This is a genomic window from Marinomonas sp. TW1 (assembly GCF_001625355.1).
Classification (GTDB): domain Bacteria; phylum Pseudomonadota; class Gammaproteobacteria; order Pseudomonadales; family Marinomonadaceae; genus Marinomonas.
In genome coordinates this window covers 17652-29817 of the sequence record NZ_JSEE01000025.1, presented here as the reverse complement: position 1 = coordinate 29817, position 12166 = coordinate 17652, and the positions used below count along the sequence as shown (strand labels likewise).

General features: G+C 44.3%; 9 protein-coding genes. 4 read left to right on the top strand and 5 right to left on the bottom strand.

The features are described 5' to 3' along the window. Positions 1 to 42 precede the first annotated feature (42 nt). From OA79_RS18500 to OA79_RS17520, 4 genes are all read right to left on the bottom strand, one after another. Positions 43 to 483: an esterase-like activity of phytase family protein gene (locus tag OA79_RS18500; RefSeq protein WP_231908910.1), complete on the bottom strand. Its 441-nt coding sequence runs from the start codon at positions 481 to 483 to the stop codon at positions 43 to 45. 14 nt (positions 484 to 497) lie between these two features. Further along, positions 498 to 1067: a hypothetical protein gene (locus tag OA79_RS18495; RefSeq protein ID WP_231908909.1), complete on the bottom strand. Its 570-nt coding sequence runs from the start codon at positions 1065 to 1067 to the stop codon at positions 498 to 500. Between the two features lie 135 nt (positions 1068 to 1202). Continuing rightward, entirely contained in the window at positions 1203 to 2786 is a 1584-nt protein-coding gene (locus tag OA79_RS17525; RefSeq protein WP_231908911.1) for an isocitrate lyase, read from the bottom strand. Positions 2787 to 2857: 71 nt separating this feature from the next. Further along, the gene (locus OA79_RS17520; protein WP_063334512.1) at positions 2858 to 5029 is read right to left on the bottom strand and encodes a malate synthase G; all 2172 of its coding nucleotides are present in this window, start codon (positions 5027 to 5029) and stop codon (positions 2858 to 2860) included. A gap of 145 nt (positions 5030 to 5174) precedes the next feature. Here OA79_RS17520 and OA79_RS17515 point away from each other — a divergent pair, with 145 nt between their 5' ends. Then, positions 5175 to 6701: a DUF3612 domain-containing protein gene (locus OA79_RS17515; RefSeq protein WP_063334511.1), complete on the top strand. Its 1527-nt coding sequence runs from the start codon at positions 5175 to 5177 to the stop codon at positions 6699 to 6701. 171 nt (positions 6702 to 6872) lie between these two features. Then, positions 6873 to 8093, top strand: coding sequence for a ribose-phosphate diphosphokinase (locus OA79_RS17510; protein WP_063334510.1), 1221 nt, complete (start codon positions 6873 to 6875; stop codon positions 8091 to 8093). 57 nt (positions 8094 to 8150) lie between these two features. Here the strand turns inward: OA79_RS17510 and OA79_RS17505 are convergent, their stop codons facing one another. After that, positions 8151 to 8729, bottom strand: a complete 579-nt coding sequence (locus OA79_RS17505; protein ID WP_063334509.1) for a hypothetical protein — start codon at positions 8727 to 8729, stop codon at positions 8151 to 8153. Between the two features lie 444 nt (positions 8730 to 9173). Between OA79_RS17505 and OA79_RS17500 the strand changes: the two genes are divergently transcribed. Next, the gene (locus OA79_RS17500; RefSeq protein WP_063334508.1) at positions 9174 to 9755 is read left to right on the top strand and encodes a HupE/UreJ family protein; all 582 of its coding nucleotides are present in this window, start codon (positions 9174 to 9176) and stop codon (positions 9753 to 9755) included. Between the two features lie 173 nt (positions 9756 to 9928). After that, positions 9929 to 12133 carry a bifunctional diguanylate cyclase/phosphodiesterase gene (locus OA79_RS17495; RefSeq protein WP_063334507.1) on the top strand — a complete coding sequence of 735 codons (2205 nt, stop codon included), beginning with the start codon at positions 9929 to 9931 and terminating at the stop codon, positions 12131 to 12133. The last annotated feature ends 33 nt before the right edge of the window (positions 12134 to 12166 follow it).

Genomic DNA, 12166 nt, shown 5'->3' with positions numbered 1-12166 from the left:
TTCGGGCAATGGATCTTGAGCCTTGGTGTTGAGATAACTTGGCTAAAGACAGTTTAAATGCTCTGTGATATTTGGACATAAAAAGACCCCCAGTAATTGGAATGTCCAACTATTGGGGGTCAGTTCAATCTCTGAATTAGAGTTTTCATTTTTTTCCTGACGATACAAGTATTGCTCTGTCTTACCTGTCTGTAGATTCACCGTCACAATGCGTGTCAGGTCGCCCTTTTGAGCCGCTTTATCAGGGTTGCGCATGGTTGATTGCATAATGCCAACCAATGTTTGCTCATCTGGGGTGATTGCCAACCCTTCCATGCCTCGGTTGGCACGACGATGCTGGAAGACAGCAGGGAGATTAAAGGTGTTACGGGAATCCATCTTAAATGCATTAATACGGCCGATTTCAACACCATTAGCATCATAGTGAACCATATGTGGTCCATACTCATCGCTGACCCAGAAAGTACCGTCTTTTAACGCCACTAACCCTTCTCCATCTAAACCGTAATCATCCAATTTAATTGGGTTAGTTTGTGAGTTTGTGCGTTATAAGCTTTTGAATCGTCTTCTAAGACCGGCTGCCCATTCGCGTGGTAAGGCGTTTCACCTGTACCACCAAGCGCAGAAGTATTCGGTAAACCTGAAATCAATTGACCGTCAGGACGCTTCAATAAAATATTGTTAAGCAGAGTCACTTGACCAACTTCAGATACGGCAAATAAACCAATACGTGGCGTATAATCGGCCACTGGGAAGGTTTTCCCTTTGCCATAATCCCCCGTGTAATTCGCATTTGGACCACGGTCTGTTAGGGCATAAAACTGATTACGAATGCTTGGGTGAGCCGTCATGGCCGAACCAAAGCCGCCATTACGTATTTCAAATGTTTGTCCAGATTTACCATCTTTAAGATCATCACGAAGCACTGAATATGGTAAAGCACTCCCCTGTTTAGGAAAGCCATCAACGAATTGAGTATCACCCTTTCCTGAAAATGGTGCCTGACTAAAACACCCACTCAAAACAACCACTGACACCATGCCTGCCAACCAAATTCTACTTATCATTACTGCCGATCCCTTTTGTTTGTATTTAAATGCTTGGTCAGCTTAAAAAATGGCGATGACACTTTCATGACGGTTGCAAGACAACAAAAAGCCCAGCGGGGGAACACGCTGGGCTTTTTGCCTTTCTCTCATGGTTTAAATGGCAGCAAACTGGTTCATGGTGTTATCTTTACCAGACGCTTTCAGGGCGTTGTCGCCAGAGAAATACTCTTTATGATCATCACCAATATTAGAACCAGACATGTCTTGGTGTTTCACACAAGCTAGACCCTCACGAATTTCTTTACGTTGTACTTCTTTTACATAGCCCAACATACCCTGCTCACCAAAGTAATCTTTTGCCAGATTATCGGTAGACAATGCCGCTGTATGGTAAGTAGGTAAGGTAATCAAATGATGGAAAATCCCAGCTTGAGCCGCAGCATCGCGCTGGAAGTTACGAATACGCTCGTCCGCTTCATCAGATAAGGCGGTACCATCGTACTCTTGTGACATCAAACGATCACGTTCATATCCACTGGTATCTTTACCCGCGTCTTGCCAAGCATCAAATACTTGCTGACGGAAATTTAAGGTCCAGTTAAAAGATGGGCTGTTGTTGTACACCAACTTCGCATTTGGCACCGCGTCACGAATACGGTTTACCAGCTCAGCAATTTGACCAATGTGTGGTTTCTCCGTTTCGATCCACAATAGGTCTGCGCCGTGTTGCAAGGAAGTAATGCAATCCAATACCACACGATCCGCTCCGGTATCAGGCTTGAAGCGCACCAGACCATTCGCCAGACGAGTGGGTTTAATGCAGGTATCTCCTTGCTTCAATAGCATATCGCCAGATTGCATTTGCTCTAACGATGTTACTTCTTCACCATCAATAAAAGCACTGTATTGCTCTGCCAAATCACCAGCCGATTGCGATACAGGAATTTTCTGCGTTAAGCCTGCGCCCAGTGAGTCAGTACGAGCGACAATCACACCGTCATCCACTCCCAACTCTAGGAAGGCGTAACGCACAGCATTGATCTTCGCGAGAAAGTCTTCATGAGGCACGGTCACTTTACCGTCTTGGTGACCACATTGCTTCGCATCAGATACTTGGTTTTCAATTTGAATGCAGCAAGCTCCGGCTTCAATCATTTTTTTAGCTAACAAATACGTCGCTTCTTCGTTACCAAAGCCTGCATCAATGTCAGCAATGATTGGCACCACATGGGTTTCAAAATGATCAATGCTTTCTTGTGCCGCTTGTTCACGTATTTGATCACCGGCCTGACGAGCGCCATCAAGCTCTTTAAATAGATGCTGCATTTCACGAGCATCGGCTTGTTTTAAAAAGGTATACAGCTCTTCGATCAAAGCAGGAACCGAGGTTTTTTCATGCATAGACTGATCTGGCAAAGGACCAAACTCAGAACGCATGGCCGCGACCATCCAACCTGAAAGGTACAAGTAACGACTTCGAGTCGTGCCAAAATGTTTCTTAATCGAAATCATTTTTTGTTGACCGATAAAACCATGCCAGCACCCCAAAGATTGCGTGTAGTTAGCTTGGTCTTGATCATAACTTGCCATGTCTTCACGCATGATCTTTGCCGTGTATTTCGCAATGTCCAAGCCCGTATTAAAACGGTTTTGTAACTGCATACGAGCTACGTATTCTGGGTTCATACCTGCCCAAGCTGAACCTTGCTGACCAATGAGTTGACTCGCTTGTTGCATTTTATTTTTATAAGTTTGCATAGTATTTCTCGCTCTTCATGGTGTTAAATTGGGTTATGCACTCGTGACATTCACGCTTGCTTTACTTTTATTCGGTAGGCGTGGAGCAAAGGCTCGGTGTAGCCATTGGCTTGAATCACGCCTTTGAATATCAAATCTTGCGCGGCCTTAAAGGCCTGACTGTTTGCTCCCTGCTCAGACATAGGACGGTATCCCGGTGTTTCTTGGTTTTGCTCATCCACAACCCTAGCCATACGCTGCATCGATTCTTCAATTTGCGCTCTGCTACAAATTCCGTGCAGCAGCCAATTTGCTAGGTGCTGGCTGGAAATGCGCAAGGTCGCTCTGTCTTCCATCAATCCAACATTGTTAATGTCTGGCACTTTGGAACAGCCCACACCGTCTTCAACCCAGCGCACAACGTAGCCCAACAAGCCTTGAATGTTGTTGTCCACTTCTCGTTCAATGACATGCTCAGACAAGGTTAGGTTGTCAGGAATCAAAGGCACCGTGAGCAAGTCTTTAAGACTGGCTGGGGCACGTTGCTTGACTCTTTCGTGACGAGCAAACACATCGATTTGGTGATAATGCAAAGCGTGCAAAGTGGCTGCAGTAGGTGACGGTACCCAAGCCGTATTCGCACCGGATTTCGGGTGTGTCACTTTGGCTTCCATCATGGCGGCCATTTCATCAGGCATGGCCCACATGCCCTTACCAATTTGCGCTCGACCAGGTAAACCACATGCCAAACCGATTTCCACATTGCGGTTCTCGTAAGCTTGAATCCAAGCTTGAGATTTGATTTGTTCTTTCGGTAAAAAAGCCCCAGCTTGCATGCTGGTATGAATCTCGTCTCCGGTTCTGTCTAAAAAGCCGGTATTAATAAACACCACTCTTTCTTTAGCGGCACGAATACACTCTTTAAGATTAAGGGTCGTGCGACGCTCTTCATCCATGATGCCGATTTTCAGCGTGTTTCTGGCTAAGCCCAGCATGTCTTCAACACGGGCAAACAACTCGCAGCTAAACGCCACTTCCTCGGGGCCATGCATTTTTGGTTTTACAATGTAGATACTGCCGGTACGACTGTTGCGTAACCCTTCCGTTTTCTTCAAATCTAAAGCAGCAATCAAAGAGGTCACAACCGCATCCACAATGCCTTCTGGCACGAAGTTACCTAAGCCATCCTGCATGAGATCGCATTCCATTAGATGACCAACGTTGCGTATTAAGAGCAATGAACGACCGTGCAATGGATACGCTTGACCATCCAGATCAGTAAAAAACTTATCTGGATTCAGGCGGCGAGTTTGCATGTCACCGTCTTTTTTGAAGCTGGCTTCTAACGTGCCTTGCATTAGGCCAAGCCAATTACGGTACACCTCAATTTTGTCTTCTGTGTCTACCGCCGCAACGGAATCTTCGCAGTCAATAATGGTGCTCAAGGCGGACTCGATGAGGATGTCGTTAATGTTCGCTTTGTCTTTCACACCATTAACGCCATTGCGATCAAATTGGATTTCCACATGTAAGCCATGATTGCGCAACAAAATGGCTTCCGGCTCACTACGTTGACCATTGACCGCCACCAGCTGACAAGCTTGTTTCAAGCCGGATTGACTGCCATCTTCAAAAAATGCCAACAAATGGTGGTAGTAAACGACATAACTAGACACATCTTGGTGAGAGCCATTTTCTAATGGAAACACCTCATCTAAGAAGGCTTTGGCTTTGGTAATCACCGCGTCACCACGAACTGAGTTGTACCCCTTATCCGTCTCTAAACCATTACTCTTCGGAATCACATCGGTACCGTAAAAGGCATCGTACAAACTGCCCCAACGGGCATTGGCGGCATTCAAAGCAAAACGTGCATTCTTCACTGGCACAACTAATTGTGGACCAGCTAACTGAGCGATCTCATCGTCCACATTAGTAGTCGTAATAGTGAAATCCTCACCCTCTTCTACCAAGTAGCCTATTTCTCTTAGGAAAGCTTCGTACTCATTGATGTCCATTGGCTGGCCTTTGCGTGCCATGTGCCAGTCATCAATTTGTTGTTGTAAGCTGTCGCGTTTTGCCAAAAGTTGGCGATTAATCGGAGACAGGGCTTCAATCAATTGCGAAAAATCCTGCCAAAATTGATTGGCATCCATGTTGTGCAATGGCAATACTTCTTCGTTGATGAAGCGACTAAAGTCGGGCTGTATCACACTATTATTTTTGGGTTGCGGCATAGTCATGTTGGTTACCTTTATTCTTATCTTCATCAAGCCACATTCAGTCAATGTGGTTTCACAAATGCCTAATCACTTGCTTGATTTATAGTCTATGCCGGACTAATCTAAAATTTCACAATAAGAATTACACAGTGTAAATTTTACAAAAATGAAAAATAAAAATAGCTTAAATCGAAAAGCCCATTTCCTTGGCACAAAAATCCGTAATCTCAGGAAACGTAACCGTTTGACGATGGAGGACTTATCGTCCCGTTGCATCAAAATTGACCCTGAATCCGCCCCATCTGTTTCTTATTTGTCGATGATAGAAAGAGGCAAGCGAGTACCTAGCGAAGAGGTTTTGGAAGTCATTGCGGAAGTTTTTCAAAAAACCGTCAGTTGGTTTCTGGACGATATTCCGGAAGAAGATGCCATCACCCCATCAAAAGGATCAGGTGGTGGTATAAGCGGTATGGCCCTCGAACCCAATTTTTTGTTTTCAAATGAAATTTTACAAATCGCTATCCCTGAAATGCTGTCTCAAACAGGCACCAGCGGCCGTCAATTCGCACACCTGCTCATTCGAGCACACCAAGAACACCACCAAAATCACTTTCCTGATTTAGAAAGAGCCGCTGAAGAAGTTGGGCTAAAACGCTTACCTCTGAGCATTGATGAATTAATCGCCATTACGAAACAAATGGGCATGCAAATTAAATGGTTTCGTAAAACGCCCCTTTCCGTACTGGAAAGTATGGGGATTGATGAACACCATGTGGTTACTTCGTTCTTCGATCCACCAAGCACCATTTACATCAACCAAATTATGAAAAACCAGACCCAACGTTTGAAATACAATTTGGCAGTGCACATAGGTCATGCGGTTTTACACGATAAAGATGGTATGAAAAATGTCTTGGTAACTGGTCGTAATGAGATTACACCGTTACAAAATAAAAATGCCAAGATACAAACCTCTGGCATGGATGCACAAGACATTCTATTAGCGTGGCGTGACTTTGAGTGCAGCTTTTTTGCCGGCGCGTTATTGTGCCCTAAAGTTCCCTTTAGACAGTTATTAGATCGCAATGGTTATGAAATCAATACAGCGAAACTGGCGGGGGTATCAGAATCTGTTGCTATGCGTCGCATGACCGCCGCTTCGCCCTATCCTCACTGGCATTACTTTGATGCTTATGCTCCTGGTAAACTCAAGGCGGTCTATCGTGGCAATGGCATACCTTTGCCTTGGGGAAACATGAGTCTAGTGGAAGACCCCTGCCAGCACTGGGCGGTATTTCGCATGATAAATGAAAATTTTACGGGCACCTCAGCGCAAATTTCCATTCTCAATGTGGGCGATGAAGCACGAATTTATGCCTGTGAATCTGTCAAAGTGGAAGACTTAGCCGGCAAAAGCCACGTACTCTGTTCGGGCATTGATCTTAATCCGGCCATTGCCGCGCAAGGAAAAGATGCATTGAGTATTGCTAATGATCTCAAGCAAGCTTGTGTCGCAAACAGTGGTTCATCACAAATCCCCAAGAGCATCAAAAAAGACTTGCTGAGTGTGGCTCGTATTCTCAACATTAATTGGGTTGAACGTGGTATCGACAATGAGGCAAGATTGATCTGCTCACGCGGTTCCGTCTGCCCAAGGTCACCAAGCTGTTATCAGCACTGCCAACAAAGCTAATCATTCAACCTTTCAACCTCCTTCTCATCTGGTCTATTCATTTCGCCAGATGAGAAGCAAACCCACATCTTTGTGAAAAATGGAATTTATCCATCATTTGCCCTATCGAAACGCGTCAACAAGTATTAAAATTGGCGCAAATTTCCCCTACCCCTTAGTTAAGGATCTTTCATGACTTTGTCGACCAGTCAGTCAACTAATGTCGTAATTGTTAGTAACTCATCTGACAATCCATTTGCTATTGATATTGCCTATGCCATGGGCCAATTTGATGACATTGCTGACCTCATCAGTATGAAACAGTTCATGAACTCAGAGTTCTGTCCTCGCTTCATTTCAGACGAGCAAGACTTTCAAAACATTGGCCAAAAGTTAAACGGTAAATCCGTGGTGATTGTTAGTACTGGCAGCCACATCAAAAGCCGTCAAGAACTGGCCATGGCGAATATGATCATTGCCAGAGCAGCGAAAGAAAATGGAGCCGAACGAGTCATTCTGGTGGAACCCGACTTATTCTACAGTGCTCAAGACCGTGGTCCGAGCAAAGGCTTAGGGGAAACCAGTTTCGAACGTGATATCCAAGACATTAAAAAATTCGACGGCCAACCCTTTACTGCTAAGTTATATGCACAGTTACTAAAACTTTCGGGCGTTGATACCGTGATGACGATTCACAACCACTCCGATTCTGTGCAGAAAATCTTCAATGAAGTCTTTGCTGGCGACTTCCATAACCTGATCCCTTATGAAATCTACGCTCATTATTTACTAAATTCAGACATCCTACATTATGGCAAAGACGGTGAAGGTCTAGTGCTTTGTGCGCCAGATAAAGGGGCTCGTGATTTCGTCAAAGAAATGTTTAATCGTCTTGGCCTAAGTAAAGCCAAATTCATCATGCTGGACAAAGAACGCACCGCTGAGCGTAAAGTGGAAATCACCTTACACAAAGAAAGTGAACACACGTTTGACGGCCTCGATGGTGCCAGTATTATTCTGTTTGACGACATGGTTCGTACCGGTTCAACCGTTGTGAAATCCTGCCAATTCTTACAACAGATTAATCCGCAACGTATGGTATTTGCAGTATCTCACTTCTATGCCAGTGATGAGGGTCGCGAGCGCATGGCACACCCAGCGTTAGGAGAGATTCTGACATTAAATACGCTGCCCACTATTTTGAATCGTGATGAACAAGGTCGCCTACGTAAAAAGATGGTGGTACTTAAAGTCGAGAAATGGTTGGCTCAAGAATTATGCAACATTCTTGGTCTGCCTGATCATCAAGAAGCCAATCCTTACAAGATCGACATGTCTTCGAAAAACCCTCGCTTCAAGCGTAAAATTTGGTTTAGCGAAGAGTTACAAGAATTGCAGGCCAAAGCCAAATAACAGCAACACATTAAAAAAGGCCGCAATTGCGGCCTTTTTTATGCTTCATGCAGATGATTAGCCACGAAAGGTTAACAACAGGATGTCTCTCATTTTACGCTCGACTTCGAGCCCCGCTTGGTCAAAATCCGCTTTTTCCACTTTGTACAAGAATGGCTGAATGTCACGCAGTTTTTTTATCGCCTGAGGATCATCTGCCAATAAAATGGCCACATAGGAAAAAGCATCGTAATAGGTAAACGCCTGTTCTTTTAAAGCATTCAGATAAGAATCAACACTCTCTTCTCCGAACACTTGTTTAATGCCTGTAATGGCACCAAATACCGCGACACCTTCACATAAATTGGTACGACTGGCGTCTTTTTCCATCGGCCAAAGACCTTTGACCATTTCCTGTAAGACATCAGCCAGCAAAATGACCTGATTGGTAAAACTGCGCGCCGGAATCTGTATTTTGTACTGATAAGGCGTATTCTCATCAAAGACAGCAACGGGCTTCGCCACCTCTTCACCAATTTCAAAGCCTGAAAAGTGTGCTTCTGGTACCGCTTCCCCAAAAAGAAACTCAACCGCGGGTTGCCAAGCTGTACGAAGTTTTTCTAACTGTTTGATCTGAATCGTTTGGGTATCTGACACGAGCTTATCCTATCTTGAGAAACAACAAAGCAGAGCCACTCGGCTTTGTATGGATTCATAATAGGCGCCACTTTATCACATGGCGCTCAACGGGTCAGAGGAAATTCCCAGACTTTCAGCGAATAATGAGACAAGTCAACGTTAAGCCGAGTACCAAAATGTTTATTTACAACCTTGCATAATGATGACAAAAGTTAATAAATAGCAGAGGCTGACCCCTTGCCAGATTCAACCAAAGCCCTTATAGCTGGTAACGATTTATCGCTAGACAAGCCTTTCTGATTCTTCCCTCATCAAACTGAATAAAACCCAAGTCTTCTTTTATTAGATTCAATCCATCTTCTTGATAGCTGTGTTAGAATCATTCTCAGTTCCAGCCGCAAGAGCGGTGGCCTTATTTTGCCATTTTTGATGGTATTCGATGATTTTTTAGGAGATGAGATTATGCGTCAAAACGCGCTTAAAATCGTATTGGCTGTGATGGCCACCATACCCGCTCTTGCTTTTGCTCACCCAGGGCATGAACACACAAATAGTTTTATAACAGGCTTTCTTCATCCGCTTGGTGGACTGGATCATTTATTAGCCATGGTTGCGGTTGGTATTTGGGCTACAACCTTAGGTGGTCGTGCAATTTGGGCGGTTCCAGCCGCGTTTGTCACCACCATGCTAATCGGAGGTGGTCTTGCCGTCGGTGGTATTCAGGTTCCCTTTATTGAACAAGGCATTGTCTTATCCGTCTTATTTATGGGGGCGCTATTACTTGCCAGTGCAAAATTTTCATTGCTAAGTTGCGCATTGATTGCTGGTTTCTTCGCCCTATTCCATGGCGCTGCTCACGGTTTAGAAATGCCTCTAAATGCTAACGGCGCCGTTTATGCTGCAGGATTCGCGACAGCCACTATTCTGCTGCACACGGTAGGTATTGCATTTGGTACCGTTGTAGCGAGTATTCAGGCCCCTATCATCAATCGCATTACTGGTAGCGTCATTGCCGTCGCTGGTATGGTTCTCGCTTTCGCTTAACCACGCTTTATTTGTATCCCAAAAAGCCAGCCATAGTATTGATATGGCTGGCTTTTTTATTTCACTTCCCAAACGCCCAGCCGCGGCATACATTTATTAACAAAAAGAAGCGGACGCGTCATACTAGACATAATATGATTTCCAGCTAATCCTCAAGGAAATAGGACAATTTTTTGAAACAAGCTCGACTTAAGCAGCCATTAGCCCTTGGGATTGCATCCCTGGCATTTTGCTTCATTTTTTTTCTCGGCTGCCACTGGACTCAGTCCGCTAGTAACTCGATCGTCCACCAGAAGTCATCCATTCTCAATGGCTTATCTCGCTCACAGGCTTCCGCCTTGGAACGCCGTCTTGCTTCAGCCTTTACTTCCGCTAAAATCATGTCTTATGAAGTGGAACTGCATAATGGCAGTTCACCTTGGTTTGATAGCTATGCTAACAGACTGATTGAATCCATTGGCGGTATTGAAAACATCCAGTTAGCACCCAATGGCATCATCGAGAAAATCTATCCTCGCGCCGGTAATGAGGAAGCCATTGGCTTGGACATTATCAACACCACTCGATTCCATGAAGCAACTAAGCAATCGATTGCCACTAAAAAGATGATCGCAATTGGCCCCGTGCCGCTGGTTCAAGGCGGTGTCGCCATTATTACCCGAGTGCCAATTTATTTAAATCAAGGTCAAGACAATGAAGCTTTTTGGGGCTTTGCGTCTTCCCTTGTGTATTTAGACAATTTAATCGCGGCAACACAATTGAAAGAGCTCGAACAAGACGGCTATCAATACGAATTATGGCGACCACACAATGACAAAGAAGAACGCGTTGTACTGTCTTCTTCCTCCGTTCCATTAGGCGGTTTAAAGTCATCTAGTCAGTTGGTTTTGCCCGTCGGCACTTGGACTCTGACCATCAGTCAAAACATTACCGATGAACTGAATTCCAACCGTTTTAAAGGTTATAGCGTTAGCCTCATTATCGGTCTATTACTGTCAATTGCACTGTATGCACTACTCATACAACCTTTAAAATTGAGCAAGCTGGTAAAAGAAAAAACAGCGGCTCTGGAAGACCTAGCCTATCGAGACCCGCTAACTAGCCTTCCTAATCGTCGGCATTTACACGACAACTTACCCAATACTCTTTATAAGAATCAGTTGCGAAGCCGTATTTCTGCTTTTATCTATTTCGATCTAGACAACTTTAAGCGCATTAACGATACGGTTGGTCACGACATAGGTGATCAGGTTCTCGTCATTATTGCCGAGCGTCTAAATGCCCTTAAAGGTCTGTCAGACCAAGTGGTGCGCTTAGGCGGTGATGAGTTCGGCATTCTATTAGGGAATATTAAAAGCACAGAAGAAGCCGAAGCCTTTGCTACCAAAATTTTGCAAAGCGTACACAACCCGATCAAGTTCAATCAACGAGAATTTACCCTCAGCACCAGCCTTGGTATTGCCATGATTCCAGAGCATGGCTATGACTTGGTTACCATAATGCAAAACGCAGACATGGCGCTTTATCATGCTAAACAATTGGGTAAAAACCAATTTTCCCTGTATACGGAAAGTATGAAGATCAATACCTATAATAAGATTAAAGCCGAAGACGATCTGTCTCAGGCCCTAAAAAATCAAGAATTCGTGCTGTATTACCAACCTCAATTTGACTTACAAACCAATGACGTCATTGGTGCCGAGGCGTTAGTACGTTGGAATCACCCTGAAAAAGGCCTGATTTTTCCAAATGAGTTCATTCCTGTAGCAGAAAAAACAGGCCAAATCGTTGAACTTGGCCATTGGGTTATCGAGACTGGCATTGCCTATTTAGCCGAGCGGAAGAGAACAGGATTGCCCGATATCTTATTGCACATCAATCTTGCCTCTCAACAATTAGCTGACCCATATTTTGTTCGTCATGTGGAAAAGCTCTTAATTCAGTATCAAGTTCCCGCTCGACAGCTCGGTTTTGAAATTACTGAAACGGACATTCTTGAAGACATACAATTAGCGAAGACGTTACTTCAAACGCTTAAAAAAATGGGGATCTGCATCGCGATTGACGATTTCGGCACAGGTTACTCATCTCTTGCTCAACTGAAAAATTTGCCTGTGGATTTATTAAAAATTGATCGTCATTTTGTCCGAGACATTACCGAAGACGAAAATGACCGCAACATTATCGAAGCCATTATTGCGATGGCACACAAGCTCAATATTAAGGTATTAGCTGAAGGCATTGAAATAAGACAACAATGGCAAATGCTTGCCGACTTCCAATGTAATTTTGGTCAAGGTTTCTATGTGAGTCGCGCGGTTTCGGCAGAAGCCCTTAATCAAGTGTCATCTACCATTCATCACGATGAAGAAACATAACATTTAGGCAATAAAAAACCCAACGGCCTAGGC

Coding starts and splice junctions, on each gene's coding strand:
- OA79_RS17515 (WP_063334511.1), top strand. CDS start 5,175: ATGAAAAATAAAAATAGCTTAAATCGAAAAGCCCATTTCCTTGGCACA.
- OA79_RS17500 (WP_063334508.1), top strand. CDS start 9,174: ATGCGTCAAAACGCGCTTAAAATCGTATTGGCTGTGATGGCCACCATA.
- OA79_RS18495 (WP_231908909.1), bottom strand. CDS start 1,067: ATGATAAGTAGAATTTGGTTGGCAGGCATGGTGTCAGTGGTTGTTTTG.
- OA79_RS17510 (WP_063334510.1), top strand. CDS start 6,873: ATGACTTTGTCGACCAGTCAGTCAACTAATGTCGTAATTGTTAGTAAC.
- OA79_RS17525 (WP_231908911.1), bottom strand. CDS start 2,786: ATGCAACAAGCGAGTCAACTCATTGGTCAGCAAGGTTCAGCTTGGGCA.
- OA79_RS17520 (WP_063334512.1), bottom strand. CDS start 5,029: ATGACTATGCCGCAACCCAAAAATAATAGTGTGATACAGCCCGACTTT.